At 65.5% G+C, this 17160-nt stretch carries 16 protein-coding genes; 10 read left to right on the top strand and 6 right to left on the bottom strand.

Annotated elements, in window-relative coordinates; genetic code table 11:
• From EYB42_RS17490 to EYB42_RS12715, 6 genes are all read left to right on the top strand, one after another.
• Positions 1-317, top strand: a 317-nt coding sequence (locus EYB42_RS17490) for a hypothetical protein (protein ID WP_205909988.1), incomplete at its 5' end; no start/stop codon positions are given.
• Positions 318-320: 3 nt separating this feature from the next.
• Positions 321-2555, top strand: coding sequence for a hypothetical protein (locus EYB42_RS12695; protein WP_135450496.1), 2235 nt, complete (start codon positions 321-323; stop codon positions 2553-2555).
• A gap of 134 nt (positions 2556-2689) precedes the next feature.
• Complete coding sequence (locus EYB42_RS12700; RefSeq protein WP_135450497.1) at positions 2690-4762, top strand: dynamin family protein; 2073 nt, start codon at positions 2690-2692, stop codon at positions 4760-4762.
• 30 nt (positions 4763-4792) lie between these two features.
• Positions 4793-5752 carry a P-loop NTPase family protein gene (locus EYB42_RS12705; RefSeq protein WP_135450498.1) on the top strand — a complete coding sequence of 320 codons (960 nt, stop codon included), beginning with the start codon at positions 4793-4795 and terminating at the stop codon, positions 5750-5752.
• A gap of 25 nt (positions 5753-5777) precedes the next feature.
• Positions 5778-6146: a hypothetical protein gene (locus tag EYB42_RS12710; RefSeq protein WP_135450499.1), complete on the top strand. Its 369-nt coding sequence runs from the start codon at positions 5778-5780 to the stop codon at positions 6144-6146.
• Between the two features lie 29 nt (positions 6147-6175).
• Positions 6176-7075 (top strand): hypothetical protein, encoded by a 900-nt coding sequence (locus EYB42_RS12715; RefSeq protein WP_135450500.1) that lies wholly within the window; start codon positions 6176-6178, stop codon positions 7073-7075.
• Here the strand turns inward: EYB42_RS12715 and EYB42_RS12720 are convergent, their stop codons facing one another.
• The 6 genes from EYB42_RS12720 to EYB42_RS12745 all read right to left on the bottom strand — a co-directional run bounded on the left by EYB42_RS12720 (position 7076) and on the right by EYB42_RS12745 (position 13244).
• Positions 7076-8071 (bottom strand): ABC transporter ATP-binding protein, encoded by a 996-nt coding sequence (locus EYB42_RS12720; protein ID WP_135450501.1) that lies wholly within the window; start codon positions 8069-8071, stop codon positions 7076-7078. It lies immediately after the preceding gene.
• A gap of 142 nt (positions 8072-8213) precedes the next feature.
• Positions 8214-9236 (bottom strand): Gfo/Idh/MocA family protein, encoded by a 1023-nt coding sequence (locus EYB42_RS12725; protein ID WP_167851016.1) that lies wholly within the window; start codon positions 9234-9236, stop codon positions 8214-8216.
• Complete coding sequence (locus EYB42_RS12730) at positions 9233-10069, bottom strand: carbohydrate ABC transporter permease (protein ID WP_205909989.1); 837 nt, start codon at positions 10067-10069, stop codon at positions 9233-9235. The genes EYB42_RS12725 and EYB42_RS12730 overlap by 4 nt, the downstream gene beginning before the upstream one ends.
• Positions 10069-10989, bottom strand: coding sequence for a carbohydrate ABC transporter permease (locus EYB42_RS12735; RefSeq protein WP_135450502.1), 921 nt, complete (start codon positions 10987-10989; stop codon positions 10069-10071). Before EYB42_RS12735 ends, EYB42_RS12730 begins: the two co-directional genes overlap by 1 nt.
• 79 nt (positions 10990-11068) lie before the next feature.
• Entirely contained in the window at positions 11069-12316 is a 1248-nt protein-coding gene (locus tag EYB42_RS12740; protein ID WP_135450503.1) for an ABC transporter substrate-binding protein, read from the bottom strand.
• 43 nt (positions 12317-12359) lie between these two features.
• On the bottom strand, positions 12360-13244 hold the full coding sequence (locus EYB42_RS12745) for an N-acetylmuramic acid 6-phosphate etherase (RefSeq protein WP_135450504.1): 885 nt from the start codon (positions 13242-13244) through the stop codon (positions 12360-12362).
• Positions 13245-13407: 163 nt separating this feature from the next.
• Between EYB42_RS12745 and EYB42_RS12750 the strand changes: the two genes are divergently transcribed.
• The 4 genes from EYB42_RS12750 to nagA are packed head-to-tail and all read left to right on the top strand — an operon-like array spanning position 13408 to position 17148.
• A complete protein-coding gene (locus EYB42_RS12750; protein WP_135450505.1) occupies positions 13408-14247 on the top strand; it encodes a BadF/BadG/BcrA/BcrD ATPase family protein in 840 nt (279 codons plus the stop codon).
• Positions 14247-15014, top strand: coding sequence for a GntR family transcriptional regulator (locus EYB42_RS12755; RefSeq protein WP_135450506.1), 768 nt, complete (start codon positions 14247-14249; stop codon positions 15012-15014). Before EYB42_RS12750 ends, EYB42_RS12755 begins: the two co-directional genes overlap by 1 nt.
• Positions 15011-16036: an SIS domain-containing protein gene (locus EYB42_RS12760; protein WP_135450507.1), complete on the top strand. Its 1026-nt coding sequence runs from the start codon at positions 15011-15013 to the stop codon at positions 16034-16036. Before EYB42_RS12755 ends, EYB42_RS12760 begins: the two co-directional genes overlap by 4 nt.
• Complete coding sequence (gene nagA, locus EYB42_RS12765) at positions 16033-17148, top strand: N-acetylglucosamine-6-phosphate deacetylase (RefSeq protein WP_135450508.1); 1116 nt, start codon at positions 16033-16035, stop codon at positions 17146-17148. The genes EYB42_RS12760 and nagA overlap by 4 nt, the downstream gene beginning before the upstream one ends.
• The last annotated feature ends 12 nt before the right edge of the window (positions 17149-17160 follow it).

Here is a 17160-nt window from a genome sequence, read left to right on the forward strand (position 1 = left end):
GGCAGGACCGCCCGCCGCACCCCTCGGTCGCCCTCACCCGCCCAAGGCGCCTGACCACCGTCGCCGCCGAACCACAGATCCTACCCCTCAACCCGATGCCCGCCCAAACATTGCCAGAAACCGGTACGTCCGAGGAGGGTCTGCGGGAGGGGGCAGTCGCAAACCATGACAAAAAGCCGGTTTCCGATACACCGCCCGAGGGGCGGAGATCCGCCCCCGTCGTGGTCGTGCAGGAAGTGTCGCAGAAAGATGACACTGTTGCCGAGGACCTGCCTCCGGTGCGCTTGCGGCCGCGTCGCGTGATCGTCATAAGGTAGGGCATGGCACAGGCAGACGGAGAATTGACGGTCGCGCAGCGGCTTGGTCGGCTCTTGGATCGGGGCGTGCTTCCGGCTGGCGGCCCGGCGGAAGCGGCAGAGCGGCTGCTGGAACGCCTTGAACGCCCGGCGCGGGTGGCGCTGTTGGGCCTGCCCGGGTGCGGCAAGTCGTCCATTCTGAACCTGCTGACCGGCACCGTGGTCGTGCCAGAAATGCTGCGCCTCCCGACGATCATCGTGCAGCATGGCGAGGAGGAGCGGATGCTTTGCACGCTCGCCGATGGCAGGACCGAGGTCGTGCCTGGCCGCGACCTGTCGCAGGTGCTGACGCTCAACCCCGCGCTCATCACGATCGAGGCCGATCTGCCGGCGCTTAAAGTGATCAGCCTGCTTGAAGTGGCCGCCGGCCCGATGGAGGCCGATCAGCGCCGTGCCGCGATCTGGGCCAGCAAACGGGCAGACATCCTGATCTGGTGCACGACCTCCTACCTGCCGAAAGAACAGCAGGTGTGGGAAGGCATGCCCGACATGGTCAAGGACAACGGCTTCCTGTTCCTGACGAAGATCGATCTGCTTGGCAGCCGCGAGGCCGCACAGGGCATGATCGAGCGGGTGGAGTTGCGGGCGGGGGAAGAGTTCCGCCAGGTGCTTGCGATTTCGGCCAAGCAGGCGCGCGCGGCCATGACAGCGCCGGGAGGCCTGGACCGCGACCTGTTCCGCGACAGTGGCGCCTCTGCCGTCATCACCACGATCAAGACCCGCGTGCAGATGGCGCGGCGCGCCGACACCGACATGGCCGAGCTTCTGATCGCACGTCATGCTGCGGCAGACGGTCTTGTGACGCGGCATCCGGCTGAGGCCGGCCCCGACATCCCGCACACCTGGGAAACACGGGGCTGGACGCCGCCGCCTGACCCGGTGCCGGAGGAACCCGCGCGCGAAGCCGCTGTCCCCGCAGAGCAACGCCCGGAACCAGAGCCCGCGCCTATTCCGGAACCCGTGCCCGAGCCGTTGGCCCAACCGAAACCCGAGCTGCTGCCGGAACCAGAGCCGGAAAAGGAACCGAGCCCGGTGCCGGAGCCTGCACCAGAACCGGACCCCAGGATCTGGCAGGAACCCGTCGCAGGTCCTGTCGTTGCCCGAGACGCCGTCGCCGGGCGGCAGCCCTCTGGCGACCCGGCTGCCGGTCGCAGGCGTTTTGCCGAGCGCATCAAGCAACTGCCGATGGGGGATGATGCCGGGTCCTCCTCATCGGTGCCGTTTCGCGCAACATGGAAATCCAAGGCCGAGGCTGCCGCACCACCGTCCAGGCCCGCCCGCGAAGCCGGGCCGGAGGCTGCATCGCCTGCAGTGCCAGTGCCTGAACCCGCGGCGGGGCTTCCGCCAGAACCGGCGGTGATGAAGCGGCCCGGGCCCCGGAGTGGGCAAACCGGCGCCACGGGTGCCGACGAGGGCGGCCCGGACGATGCGGCGATCGCAGCAATGCTGTCTGCGATTTCCGCTGCGCCCGAGGCGCCGCGCGTCCCGCGGGTTCGCCTGGATGCCGGTCTGCGTTCGATGCCAGCGGAGGCTTCTGCGCCGATCGAACGTTTGGCGCGGTCATCGCTGTTTGGCGCGCGCAAGCCTGTGCCTGCCTCGCCGCAGGCTGCTGGCCGCCCTGCCGGCGGTGCCGCCGTTCCGGGCGAGCCGGTCACCCGGGTTCGGGGCCCCAGCCCGCGCCCTGCCGGGGAACAGCCCCGTGCCCCGATCCAGGCGCCAGAGGAATTCGCGTCGTCGCGCCCGGCCATGCCGCGCACGCCCCCCCCGGTTCCCCTCGATGCGCAGGGACAGCCCGATCCGGCCCCCGCAGAACGCCGTGCGCGCCCGCGCATCGCGCGTGTGGTGTCGGTCAGGCCGGCCCCCCCACCTGCGGCCGCCTCTGGCGCGGATCAGGACATCGTGGATGCTGCAATCTCGCTGATCATGACCCGTGCCGCCGATCTTGCGGGCTGGGTCGATCCCGACGCCAAGGTGCCGGTGGACCAGATCCTTGAGCACAGCCGCGAGACGGCAGAGAAGGTAGCCGAGATCATCGGCAGGGGCGCGTCAGAGGCTCTGAGGCGAATCAAGGCCGATCTGGGCGAGGTTCAGGATTTGATCATGCTGATGCAGCTTGAGAAGGGTCACGCGCCCGCAGACGATGCAATCACGCTGCTTCTGCAACTCAGGCGCGATCTGGAAACATTGCGCTCTATCTGACACGATTATTGAGCGTAGATTCGCCAAAAACCTGCCCAATTCGGACCACTTTCCCAACTTATGACACGATTGCGGGGACTTGCGCCTTGGGGTGTGACATAAATCTGGTTCAGGGCGAAGGTTGAGGGGTGATCATGGGACTTGGCGCAATCGTTCAGGATGATGATCCGGGTGCCGAACCGGTTGTTCCAGCCGTTGCGGATGCGGGTTCCGGCCTGAAGCGCAGCTTCCCCGGCCTTGGCCGCATTGCCGAGTCGATCCGGCAGTTCGAGGATGTCCTGCGCGACTTTGTCACCATGGCGGATCCGGACACATCCAAGAAAGTGACCCGCATCCTGCAGCAGGTGCGCGATGTCGAGCCGTCGGTCACGGTGATCGGGCAGATCAAGGCGGGCAAGACATCGCTGATCAACGCGATGATCGGCGCTCCGGGCCTTCTGCCTACCGACGTGAACCCGTGGACCTCGGTTGTCACCTCGCTGCACATCAATACGCCGCCGCCGGAACTGAACGTCAGGGCGAAGTTCAAGTTCTTCGACAACGCCGAATGGGAAAGGCTGGTATCGAACGGTGGCCGGATCGGCCAGCTTGCGGCACGGGCCGGTGCGGACGAGGAGCTGGAAAAGCTTCGTCTTCAGGTCGTCGCCATGCGCGAAAAGGCGCAGGCACGGCTGGGCCGCAAGTTCGAGCTGCTTCTGGGCACCGAACATCGCTATGGCACGGTCGATGACGCGCTGCTGCGCCGTTATGTCTGTGTCGGCGACGATGATGCGGGCGGCGCCGATCAGGGCAGGTTCACCGACATCACCAAGTCGGCCGATCTGTACATGGATCGCGAGGACATTCCGATCATGCTGTGCGTGCGCGACACGCCCGGCGTGAACGACACCTTCATGATGCGCGAGCAGATCACGATCAACGCGGTGCGCGACAGCCGATCCTGTATCGTCGTGCTGTCGGCGCACCAGGCGCTGACCACGATGGACATGGCGCTGATCCGCCTGATCGCCCATCGCCAGAGCCGCGAGATCATCATTTTCGTCAACCGGATCGACGAACTGCCCGATCCTGCCAACCAGGTGCCGGAAATCCATCGCGCGATTCTGGAGACGCTGGAAAAGAACAACGCGCCGCAGGACATCGACATCATCTATGGTTCGGCCCACTGGGCCAATGCGGTGCTGGAAGGCAAGATCGACGAGATGTCCGACGACTCGACCGAGTCGGCGATCAACTGGACTCGCGCTGCCTTTGCCGAAAAGATGGGCGAATGGACGGCCGAGCAGCTTGTCTGGCATGCTTCGGGCGTGCCGGCACTGCTGGATGCGCTGGGGCAGCGGATGTACGAAGGCCCGGTGCGCGAGGCGCTGCAGAAATCGGCCCGCCAGGCGCTGAACCTGGCGCAAAGCCTGGACGTGGTCGATCAGGTCCGCATCCTGGAATCCGACGGTCAGTTGAACCGGACCATGACGCCGGAACAGCTGGACGCCGAGCTGCGCCAGATCGAACAGGCAGCCGTCGACAAGCTGACCCACCTGACGAACAACGTCTGCAAGGATTTCACCAACCGCATCGACCAGAGCTACGAACGCTTCCTCGACCGGGCGACGAACAGCCTGATCGAGCATCTGCAGACCCATGGCGAGGATGCGACCTGGCACTACAGCCCCCTGGGGCTGCGGATGCTACTGTCGTCCAGCTACCAGGTCGTGCTGAAGAAGATGCACGCCATCGCGGCCGAGGTGAACAACGAGACGGCGGTCAAGATCGCCGACCTTTACGGCAAGACCTTCTCGATCGTCGTCGAGGGTTTCAAGATCGAGACCCCGGTCGTGTCCTACATTCCGCCGCCGATCAACCTGGGTCAGACCATCGCGCTGGACCTTCAGGTCAGCTGGTGGAAGGGCTGGTGGCAGCGCCGCCGCGGCTACAAGGCATTTGCACAGGACTTCAACAAGCTGATCCGGGCGGAAACCGACCCGATCATCAACGACCTGAAGACGATCCAGATCGGCCTGTTCCGCGAACGCACCCAGGCGACGCTGCGCGACTTCCTGCAGGAGCAGCGCGAACTTCTGATGAGCGCTCTGGCCAGCTCGGAAATATCGATGGAAGAGATGAAGGAGCTGTTCGGCGTGAATGCCTGGGAGGACCGGCAGCAATGCCTGGCCTCTATCATCGAAGAGCTTGGCGTCTATGCCGATTGAGGCCGGGAAGGGCAGGAAAGGATTGTACCCATGCCGATGACCCGCAAACCGCGCATCGCCATCATGGGCGAGTTCAGCTCGGGCAAGAGCACGCTTTGCAACGTGCTGATGGGCGCAAGGCCGCTGCTTGAAAAGGTCACGGCAACGCAGCTGCCGCCGGTCTGGCTATCCTATGGGCCGGAAGACGCCTATACGATGGGGCTGGATGGCGTGGCTTATGATCTTGACCTGGCCGATCTGGAACACGTGTCGCTGGATACGACGGAACATGTCCGCATCTTCATGAAAAGCGACATCCTGCGCTATTGCGACCTGATCGACATGCCGGGGATTTCCGACCCCTCGATGTCGCCTGAAGTGTGGGAACGGATGACCTATCTCGCTGATGGCGTCCTGTGGTGCACGCATGCGACCCAGGCTTGGCGGCAATCGGAAAGCGGTGTCTGGAACGGCTTCCCGCCCGAGATGCGGCGCAACAGCCTGCTGCTGATCACCCGTTTTGACAAGATCCACAGCGACACCGACCGCGCCAAGGTGTTGAAGCGTGTCCGGCAGGAAGTGGACGGGCTATTTGCCGATGTGTTCCCGGTTTCGCTTCTGAAGGCGATGAACGCGGGGGACGACCAGGAGAAATGGGCAGAAAGCGGGGCGGATGCATTCGCGACCGCGCTTTTCGAGATCATTCACCGCCTGATCGACGAAGGTTCCCCCGAGCCAGGACAGGAGAGGGCACCCGCAGTCCGACCCGAACCGTTCGACAGCGCCGAGGTGGGACAAAGCCTGATCGCCCGGTCGTTCGAGCGGCTGATGGCAGTGCGGAACAGGCCTGTTGTCAGGGTGATGCCGCGTCGCGTTGCCGCAGGCGAACGTCTGCTGCGCACCGAACGCCCGACGGGCGATACCGGCCCTGCCATCGTTTCCTTCTCGGATGACGACATGTTCGCAGCGGCCGAAGCGCAGATGACGGGCCTGCGGTCGCAAGGCAAGTAGTGCGGCGCAAGCCGGGGGGCGCAAATTGGGCGTGATCGAAAGCCTTGGCACCGTGGTCAAAGCCTTTCCCAAGGCGAGGGTGGTGGCTTTTGCCGACCTGTCGTCCAGCATGATCCTTGCCAGCCAGGGGGCAGAGGATATCACCCAGGAACATCTGGACGCCCTGTGCAAGCAGGCGCGGGCCAGCTTCGACGATCCGCTCTTCGCGCTATCGGTCGAGGCCTTTGGCGAGCCTCACGGGGCGCTGGTTGTGGGCGAAGACGGCGTTCGGGTCTTTCTGCGGTCGGAAAGCGAGCCGGCCGATGCACTGTGCTGCATCTGCGAGCATGGCATTGACCTGCCGGAATTTGTGACGAAAATCCGCGAAACGCTGGACGGGATTTCCGGCGGGTGACGCGCGGCACAGGCAGGGCGGGCAGGCCGTTGAACAAGGCAGCAATTCCGATCGTGGCTCGGCTGACGGCACTGCAGGCTGCGGCGCAGATCGCCCCCGGCGGTGCCAGGGTGATCGCCGTGGCGTCCGTTCCCAGCCCTATCGTGGCGCTTCTGCGCGAGGTGAACGAAACCATCCTTGGCAGGGCACTACGATTCGAATCCAGCAGCGGTGCCTCCCTGACTCTGGAAGTCGCCGGGCGTCGCGCACTTCGCCTGACCGAGGCCGTCGGTCTTGCCGGGGCTGAACGCTGTCTTGCCGCCGGTGCCCTGGAGGATGAACACAAGGACGAGCTGATCAAGCTGTTGCAGGCGCTTGCCGCGCCGCGCTGCGAGTTGCGCGTGACCAGCCTGCCCCTTGGCCCTGCCGGCGAAGGCGTGAACGTCGGCTTGCCGGTGGCCCTTCTGGCCGACCTTCTGCTGATCGATCTGAACGCCGTTCCCGGAATGGCACCGCCCGCGCCCGAGCCGGAACCAGAGCCCGTACGAGGGGGGCGCGGGCCGAAGGTCATTCCATTGCCGCGCACTGCTGCCGAACGAAAGGCGCCGCCGGCCGCGACATGCGATCTGGCGGCTCTGGCCCGTGCAATGGGGCCTGGCCTGGTGGCCTGGTTGGTCTCTGGCGGGGTGAGCGACGGGGTGACCGAGGGGCCGGAAGAGATGGTGGCGCATCTGCAGGGCTTTCTGGAGGAGGAAGCCGAAGCCGTTGGTCGCCAGCTTGACCTGATGTCGAACCAGCCCGGCAGCACGGTCTGTTCGCTTCTTGGGGCGACCCTTGTGGACGGCCACAGCATCCTGTGCGCCCGTTCGGGCGAGGGGCTGCTGCTTGGTGTGGTCGAGGGCGATGCGACCCAGGCACTGCTGTCTGCCTGGGCCGCGGCAAAGGCCTGATCAGCGACGCTTGCCCGCAGGATCGAACTGGAACATGCGATCGCGCTGCAGGGTCAGATAGACCGTCTCTGACACAGCGAAGTCATGCTCGCCGAACAGCCGGACGGTCAGCAGGCCATGATCGGGGTGACATGCATAGACCAGCGTCTCGCCGCCCAGCTTCTCGACATGGCTGACCTCGGCCTTCAGGTCGCCGGACTCGCGGCTGATGGTCAGGTGTTCGGGGCGGATCCCGATCCGGCCGGGTGGATAGCCCATGCTGGCCGCGTCAAGGAAGTTCATCTGGGGGCTGCCGATGAAGCCCGCGACAAAGGTGTTCGCCGGGTTGTTGTAAAGTTCCATCGGGCTGCCGACCTGTTCCACCTTGCCCGCGCGCAGCACGACGATACGATCGGCCAGCGTCATCGCCTCCACCTGATCGTGGGTGACGTAGATCATCGTCGCCTTGAGCTCGCGGTGCAGCTTTGCGATCTCGATCCGGGTGGCGACGCGCAGAGCTGCGTCCAGGTTCGACAGAGGCTCGTCGAACAGGAACAGTTTCGGCGTGCGCACGATGGCCCGACCGATGGCCACGCGCTGGCGCTGACCGCCCGAAAGTTCGGCCGGGCGCCGTTCCATCAGGGGTTCCAGCGCCAGCATTGCGGCCGCCTTGTCGGTCGCGGCCCTGATCTCGGCCCGCGAGACACCGGCCTGTTTCAGCGCCAGCCCCATGTTGTCGCGCACGGTCAGGTGGGGGTAGAGCGCATAGGTCTGGAACACCATTGCAAGTTCGCGCTTCGCGGGCGCCACGTCGTTCATGCGCTTGCCGTCCAGAAGGATGTCGCCCCCCGTCGTATCCTCCAGCCCCGCGATCATCCGCAGCAGCGTGGACTTCCCGCAGCCTGAAGGGCCGACGAAGACGCAGAATTCGCCATCGTTCACGATCAGATCGACGCCCTTGATCACGTCGGTCTTGCCGAAGCTTTTCGTGACGCCCTTCAGTTCAAGTGCGCCCATGACGTCCTCCGCACAGCGCCTGGATTGAGAATCGTCGCCTCCCCTTGCTCCGGCTGTGGAGGGGATGGCGGCGGGCGATCCGGATGCGCCCCTCCCTCCCCCCTTTTGTGGGGGAGGGAGGCGCCTTGCGGCTGGGCCGCGTTCACAGCCGCACCGGCTTGCCCGACCGGACGCTTTCGTCGGCGCCAAGGCAGATGGCAAGCGACTGGACGGCATCCTCCATGTGGCGCGTCAGATCCAGGTTCTCCGTGATCGCACGGGCGACAAAGGCCTGTTCGCGCTCGCACAACTCCTGATGGCCGGGCTCGTCGGCCATCGACAGGTCCTGATCCGGCTGGCCGACGCGGTGCACGCGGATCGTCTGGGTCGCGGTGTGGGTGGCATGGTCGTCCGACCGCGCGCTTTCCGGCATCTTGATCGACACGGCACCATTGGGGCTGACCACGTCCTTCACGAAGAACGCCGTGTCCGACATCATCGGCCCCCAGCCGGCCTCATACCAGCCGACCGAGCCGTCATCGAACAGAACCTGGAAATGGCCGTAGTTGTACATGTCGGGCGCGATCTCGTCGGTCAGGCGCACCCCCATGCCTCGCACTTCCACGGGCTTCGCGTCGGTGATCTGGCACATCACGTCAACATAGTGAACGCCGCAATCGACCAGCGGGCTGGTGGTCTTCATCAGGGTCTTGTGAACCTCCCAGGTCGGGCCCTTGGACTGCTGGTTCAGGTTCAGGCGAAAGACGTAGGGTCCGCCCAGGGCGCGCGCCTCTGCGATCAGGCGCATCCATGACGGATGGTGGCGCAGGATATAACCGACGACCAGCTTCTTTCCGTTCGCCTTCGCGCAGTCCACCACCCAACGCGCGTCCTTCACGGTCGTCGCCAGCGGCTTTTCGACGAAGACATGCGCCCCGGCCTCCATCGCGGCCACGGCATAGTCGGCATGGCTGTCGGAATAGGTGGAGATGTTCACCAGATCCGGTTTCAGCCGGTTCAAGGCGGCGTGGAACTCGGGCTCGATGGCGTAGCCGTTCAGCGCCGGGTCCAGCGTCGGGGTAGAGCGGTTGACCAGCCCCACCAGTTGAAAGGCCGGGTTGCGGTGGTAGGCCAGCGCATGGCTGCGGCCCATGGTGCCAAGACCGGCGACCATCACTTTGATCATTTGACGGCTCCTGCGGTGATCCCGCGGATCAGCTGCCGCGAGAAGATGAGGTAGAGGACAAGGACGGGAACGATAGCCAGCGACAGCGCGGCAAGGACGGCATTCCAGTTGGTGACGAACTGCCCGATGAAGACCTGTGCGCCAAGCGTGACGGTCTTGGTCTGTTCGGCCGGAGCCAGGATCAGCGGGAACCAGAGGTCATTCCAGATCGGGATCATGGTAAAGACCGCAACGGTTGCCATGGCCGGCCGCACCAGCGGCAGGACGAGGGTAAAGAAGATGCGGTATTCCGACAGCCCATCGATGCGCCCTGCATCCTTCAGATCCTTCGAGACCGACTTCATGAACTCGGACAGGATGAAGATGGCCAGCGGCAGCCCCTGCGCCGTGTAGACCAGGATGAGCGCAGTCAGTGTGTTCACCAGGCCTGTGGCCACCATGATTTCCAGGATTGCCACCGTGCCCAGACGGATCGGGATCATGATGCCGAGGGCAAGGTAAAGGCCCATCAGGGTGTTTCCCTTGAAGCGGTATTCGCTCAATGCGAAGGCCGCCATGGCGCCGAACAGAAGGACGAAGAACAGGCTGGCCACGGTCACGATCAGGCTGTTCTGGAAGTAAAGCAGGAAATCGCCCTGCTTCAGCACCGTCTGATAGCCCACCAGGTCGAAGTTGGCTGGCATCGGCAGGGCTAGCGGATCGGCAAAGATGGCCTTGCGGCTCTTGAAGCTGTTGATGACGATGACGAAGACCGGAAACAGCGCGATCAGCGTATAGGTCAGAAGGACCGCGTGGGCTGCAATCGTTCGGCCAAGTGAGGTGCGCGCGCTCATCAGAACTGATACCTCCGCAGGCGGGTCTGGATGCCGAACAGGTAAAGGCAGACGCCGATCAGGATGATGCCGAACATCGAACCCGCGATGGCCGAGCCCATGTAGGGATCGCCCAGTTGCAGCTGGAAGCCGAAGAAGGTGCGATAAAGGAAGGTTCCGAGGATATCGGTCGAGAAGTTGGGCCCCGCAAGTGCCCCCTGCGCCACATAGATCAGGTCGAAGGCGTTGAAGTTGCCAACAAAAGTCAGGATCGAGATGATGCCGATACTGGGCAGGATCAGCGGCAGCTTGATCTTCCAGAACTGCGACCAGCCGGTGATCCCGTCCATCTCGGCGGCCTCGATCACCTCGTCGGGGATCGACAGAAGAGCGGCATAGATCAGCATCATCGGAATGCCGACGAATTGCCAGACCGACACCAGCGCCAAGGTGGTCAGCGCGGTTTCCTCCTTGCCCAGCCAGGGCTGGAACAGCGATTTCAGCCCCACAAGGTCCAGAAGGCCGGGGGCGATGCCCCAGATCGGCGACAGGATCAGCTTCCAGACGAAGCCGACGATGACGAAGGAAAGGATCGTGGGGATGAAGATCGCCGTGCGGTAGAACGCCGCCATCCGCAGGCGCGGGGTCGAAAGGATCGCCGCCAGTGCGATGCCGATCGGATTCTGGACCAGCATGTGGATCACGAAGAACCAGGTGTTGTTGGCCAGCGCGTTCCAGAAGGCGTCGGACCACAGCGCGTCGCCGAACAGGCGGGCAAAGTTCGCCAGCCCGACAAAGACCCGCTCGCCAGCCGCGTCCTTGTTGAACAGCGACTGCGCCAGGGTTCCGAACAGGGGAATGATCATCAGGCTGGTGTAGACCAGCACGGCCGGGGCCAGAAACACGGCAATGTGCCAGCGCACGGGCTTACGCGAAGCCATGTTCGTTCCCTTTCATGCTGGTAAGGATTTTCAGGCAGGGTGCGGGGGGCGCAAGGCCCCCCGTCCCGAAGGATCTGGCCTATTTCTGCGGCTCATACCACGAAGCCAGACCGGCTTGCAGGCGCGCGGCCGCAGCTTCCGGCGTCTCCGCACCACGGATCACGTTGGCCGCGGCATTCCAGGTCTCGTTCTCCAGGTTCGGCGTGCCGCGCGAAAGGATCTGGTAGGTGGACCGGATCGTGGACTGGCACTTCTGCCGCCAGGACACGAATTCCTGCGCCAGCGGGTCCGACATTTCGACCGGGGTCGAGTTCAGGCTGAAGAAGCCGGGCAGGGCATTGGCATAAAGCGCCGCGAATTCGGGCGAACCCACCCATTCCAGGAACACCTTGGCGGCCTCTGCGTTCGGCGACTTCGCATTCAGGCCGATGGCGATGTCGGTGTGGTCGGAGATGTAGCAGGTATCGCCCGCAGCGCCCACCGGCGGCGGGAAGGCGCCCATCTTGAAATCGGCCTGGGCGTTGAAGCCCGCAATCTCCCACGAACCGGCCGGGTAGATCGCGGCGCGGCCGAGCGTGAAGAGGTTCTGGCTGTCCGGGTAGGTCTGGGCCTCGAAGCCGTCGCCCAGATAGTCCTTCCAGCGCGCCAGTTCGCGGAACGGCGCAACCCAAGGCTCGTCGGTCAGCTTCTGTTCGCCCTTGATCAGCGCCAGACGGCCCTCCTCGCCCTTCCAGTAGTTCGGCCCGATGTTCTGATAGCCCATCGTGGCGGCTTCCCACTGGTCGTTGGTGCCCATCGCCATCGGGATATAGGTGCCGTCTTCCTTGATCTTGTCGAGCACGGCGAAGAACTCGTCCCGGGTGGTCGGAACCGACAGGCCCAGTTGCTCGAAGGCATCGGCGTTGTAGATGAACCCGTGGATCACCGAGGCCATAGGCACGCAGAAGGTTGCGCTGCCGTCGTCGGTCTGCCAGGCCGACTTCGCAACCGGAGAGAAGTTCGCCATCGCTGCCAGATCCGAAAGGTCGGCCAGGTGGCCCTGGTTGTAAAGCTCGAGGCTGGCGTCGAACGGTCGGCAGGTGATCAGGTCACCGGCCGATCCCGCGGCAAGCTTGGAGTTCAGCACCGCATTGTATTCCGCCGGGGCCGAGGGGGCGAAAACCACCTTGATGTCGGGATGCTGCGCCTCGAAGGCCGGGATGATCGTGTCCTGCCAGATGGTCAGGTCATCGTTGCGCCAGCTTTCGATGGTCAGCGTGGTTTCGGCCAGCGCCGGACCGGCAAGCAGCGTGCTGGTCAGAAGCGCGAGGCGGATTTTTCTGGTCATTCTCGGTCTCCCTGTTGGGGCATATCGCCCGGTGGTCTTCGTGTCAGGTGTTCATCGCAGCGGCCAGATGGCCGCCCGCGCTTGCCAGCCGCGCCAGCGCAGCCTCGGGCGACGCGCCTCGTGCGACCAGCACGGCGGCCTTTACCGCCCCCCCCGTCCGATTCAGGGCGACGCGGGCGGCTGCGGTCTCTACCCCCGCCACATGGGCGACGATCCGTGCCGCACGGTCGCGGAGCTTGGCATTGTCGGCGATCACGTTCACCATCATGCCATCATGGATATGCCCCAGACGCACGCCTGTCAGCACCGAGATGAGGTTCAGCGCCACCTTCTGCGCCGTTGCAGCGCCCAGACGGGTAGACCCGGCCACGATCTCGGCCCCCGTGTCCAGCAGAACCGGCACATCGGCGGCTGTAAGCAGGGCCGAGCCTGCGACATTGGCGATGCCGATGATCCTGGCCCCCGCCGCCGCGGCCCCCTCGGCAACTTTCAGCGTATAGGGCGTCGTGCCCGAGGCCGAGACAGTTATCACCACATCGCCGGGCCGAAGCCCGGCGCGGGCAAGGTCGGCAGCGGCAAGGGCCGGGTTGTCCTCGACCCCGCCGGTCATCTTGAGCAGTGCATCTGCCCCTCCTGCAAACAGCATCGGCGTCCGCTCGGTGGGGATGCCAAAGGTGCCCAGAAGTTCCAGGCAGTCGGCCAGCGCCATAAGGCCGGAGGATCCGGCGCCGGCATAGGCCAGCTTGCCGCCGTTGCGCAGCGCCTCGGCCGCAAGGTCGGCAGCCCTTTCCAGCGCAGGAAGCGCTGGGCGCACTGCCGCAAGGGCGCCCAGCTGGGCGTCAAGCGCGCGTGACAATACCTGATCCGCCGGGGCCAGATGCAGGCCTTGCGCCAGTGGATGCAGTGCCTCGGTCGAATGGTCGGCCATGTGATTCCTCCTTGATCAGGATAATGCCAAAACAATACCACTTGTAAAGCTTCATCTTCCATCTACGGATTTTTCGGCGCAATATTGTGCCTTAAGAATACCTCAAAGATACTGCTTTCAAAATGGTATCTTTTTGGTATTATTTTCTCACAAGGGGATTCGCATGGACCTGTATCTGGGCATAGACGGTGGGGGGACCGGCTGCCGTGCGGCGGTTGCCGATGCTTCAGGCCGCATCCTGGGGCGCGGTGCGGCTGGCCCTGCCAATATCGCCAGCGATGTCCTGGGCGCGCGCGACAACATCCTGGCAGCCGCAAACAAGGCCCTTGCCGAGGCCGACTGTCCCCCCGATGCCATTGCGCGCCTTGCTGCCGGGCTGGGCCTTGCCGGGGCCAACGCGGCAGGTGCGGCGCAGGCCTTGCGACGGGCTCTGCCGTTCACGCGCCTGCGGATCGAGACCGATGGTCATGCGGCTGTCAGGGGCGCGCTTGGCGGCCATGATGGAATCGTTGCCGCAATCGGCACGGGGTCTGTCTTTGCCCGGCAAAGCGGCGGTGTCATCCGCCAGATCGGAGGCTGGGGGCTGGTTCTGGGCGACCAGGGCAGCGGGGCCTGGCTGGGGCGGGGCCTTCTGGCAGAGGTGCTGGCGGGGCTGGATGGATTCCGGCCGATGACGCCCTTGCTGCAACAGGTTGCCGCCCAATACGGCGGCAAGGAGGGGATCATCGCCTTCTCGCTTTCGGCCCGACCGGCAGACTTTGCCGCTCTTGCCCCGCGCATCCTGGACAGCGCAGACCCGGTGGCGCAGCTTCTGCTGGCCCGGGCAACCGATGACGTCGCGGCGGCGATCTCGGTAATTCAGGGCGACCGTCCGCTTCCGGTGACCTTCATCGGCGGGCTCGGCCCTGCCCATGCCGAAAGGCTGGCAGGGCGCTGGCCGATCCGTCCGTCGCAGGGTACCGCGCTGGACGGGGCGCTGATGCTGGCGCGGGAGGCTGCGTGATGGACGGGCTGTTCTCACCCGAGGGGTTCGGCGATGGCGCAGGGCCGCTTTACCTGCAACTTCAGCGCCGGCTGGTGGATGCCATGGCGCAGGGCGCGCTGCCGCCCGGATCAAGCCTTCCGGCAGAGCGCGACATAGCGGCGATGACCGGGCTTTCCCGCGTGACGGTGAGGAAGGCGATCGAGGCGCTGGTCGCCTCGGGCCAGCTGGTGCAGAAGCGCGGTTCCGGCACCTATGTCGCGCCGCGCGTTGAACGGCTGGAGCAGGCATTGTCGCTGCTGACCAGCTTCACGGAAGACATGGCCCGGCGCGGCAAGTCGGTGGAATCGGTCTGGATCAGCCGGTCGGTGCAGCCGCCCACGCCGGAAGAGGTGATGGCCCTTGGCCTTGGCGCCGGCGACCGGGTCGCGCGGCTGGAACGGGTGCGGCGATCGGACGGTGTACCGCTGGCCATCGAACGCGCCTCGATTCCGACACAGGTTCTTCCCGACCCGGAGGTGGTCGGCAGCTCGCTTTATGCCGTGCTGGAAAGATCCGGCCATCGCCCCGTGCGCGCGGTGCAGCGGATTTCGGCCGCCAATCTTGGTCCGCGGGATGCCGAGCTGCTGGGCGTGGCCCCGGGCGCTGCAGGGCTGAAGATCGAGCGCATCGGCTATCTGGCCAATGGCCGGGTGGTGGAATTCACCCGCTCGCTCTACCGGGGCGACGCATATGATTTCGCGGTGGAGCTGAAGCTTGCACCGGAACCGGAAAGGCCGCCAGCATGACCCAATCCCACATGGCCCGCGAAGTGGCCGAAATACCGGAGGCCGCGCGGCGGTTCCTGGCTTTGGCGACCGCTTCGATCGCACAGGCGGCCGAGGCGATGCGCCGCGCCGATCCCGACGTGATCGTGACCGTGGCACGCGGGTCGTCGGATCATGCCGCGACCTATGTGAAATATGCAGTCGAATTGCTGGCTGGGGTGCCGGTGGCAAGCGTCGGACCATCGGTCGCCTCGATCTACCGCCGTCCGCTGCGGCTGCGCCGGGGGGCCTGCATCGGTATCTCCCAATCCGGCCAGAGCCCGGACATCGTTGAAATGATGCGGGCGGCAGCCCAGGGGGGGGCGCTGACCGTGGCGATCACCAACCACGCGAACAGCCCGATGGCAAAGGCTTCGGCGCATTGCCTTGCCTTGCAGGCCGGGGCCGAAAACAGCGTGGCGGCGACCAAGACCTTCGTGATCTCGGTCCTTGCCGGGCTGGCGCTGCTGGCCGAGTGGCAGCAGGACGACAGCCTGCGCGCCGCCGTGGCCAGGCTGCCAGAGGCCTTTGCCCAGGCGCTGACGATGGACTGGTCGCCCCTGGCCGCACGGTTGGCTCGGGCGCAGTCCCTTTATGTGCTGGGGCGCGGGCCGGCCTTTGCCATCGCGAACGAGGCGGCGCTGAAATTCAAGGAAACCTGTGGCCTTCACGCTGAAAGCTTCTCGGCGGCAGAGGTGCTGCACGGGCCTTCGGCCATTGTCCAGGCGCAGTTCCCGGTTCTGGCGCTGGGTGTGGAGGATGCCGCACTGCCCCGCCTGCGCGAGACCGCCGAGCGGCTGGCGGTACAGGGGGCTGACGTGTTCCTGACCGGGGCTGACGCACCGGGGGCCACCCGCCTGCCCAGCCTGCCCGACCTGCACCCGCTGTGTTCGCCGCTGGTCCTGTCGGTCAGCTTCTACGCCTTCATCGAAGGCCTTGCCCGCCGCCGGGGGTTCGACCCCGACGTGCCCCCCCATCTTCGCAAGGTGACGGAAACAGTATGACTGCGCAGATCTTCACCGGCGCGGCGGTCTTTGACGGCACCCATCTGCACCACGGGGCAAGCCTGAGGGTCGAAGACGGCATCGTCACCGAAGCCGGCCCCGGAGAGGAGGTTCGGCTGCACGGCGGCATCCTTGCGCCGGGGTTCCTGGACCTTCAGGTGAATGGGGCAGGCGGGCGGATGGTGGATGCAGGCTGCACCGCCGGCTGGCTGGCCGAAATGTGCGCGATCCATGCCCGGCTGGGGGCGACGGGCATTCTGCCCACGCTGATCACGGACACGCCCGAGGCCACATCCGCGGTGATCGCTGCGGGCATCAAGGCGGCACAGGCCGGCACATCCGGCTTTCTGGGCCTGCATCTGGAAGGCCCGCATCTCGACCCTCGCCGCAAAGGCGCGCATGATCCCGCCCTGATCCGTCCGATGACCGATGGCGACCTCTCTCTCCTGCTCGAGGCCGCGCGGCATCTGCCTTCGCTGCTGGTCACCGTCGCGCCGGAAAGTGTCACGGCAGAGCAGATCGGGCAGCTCGCGGCGGCGGGCGTGGTGGTCAGCCTCGGCCATACCGACTGCACCTGGGCCCAGGCGATGGCCGCCATCGCTGCGGGCGCGACCTGCGTGACGCATCTGTTCAACGCCATGAGCCAGCTGGGCAATCGCGAGCCGGGTCTTGTCGGCGCCGCGTTGACCCAGCCGGTCCATGTCGGGCTCATCGCCGATGGCATCCACGTTGCTCCGCCAGCGATCCGGATCGCCATGGCCGCAAGCGACCGGCTGTTTCTTGTCAGCGATGCGATGGCCTCTGCGGGCAGCGACCTGACCGAATTCACGCTGGGCGGACGCCGCATCCTGCGCCGCGACGGCCGGCTGACCCTGGAGGACGGCACGCTGGCCGGGGCCGACCTGACCCTGCCGCAAGCGGTGGGGGTGATGACCGGACTGGGCTTTCCGGTCGACGTGGCACTGGCCATGGGCACGGCGCGACCGGCAGCCTGCCTGGGCCGAAGCGCGGAACTGGGCCACCTGCTGCCGGGGCGCCGGGCGGACATGGTTCATGTCACGCCAGAGGGGAAGCTTCTTGGTGTCTGGCAAGCCGGGTCGCGGATCGTCTGACCCCGGCGCAAT

Origin of the sequence: Tabrizicola caldifontis, assembly GCF_004762095.1 — a bacterium.
GTDB classification, from domain to species: Bacteria; Pseudomonadota; Alphaproteobacteria; order Rhodobacterales; family Rhodobacteraceae; genus Tabrizicola; species Tabrizicola caldifontis.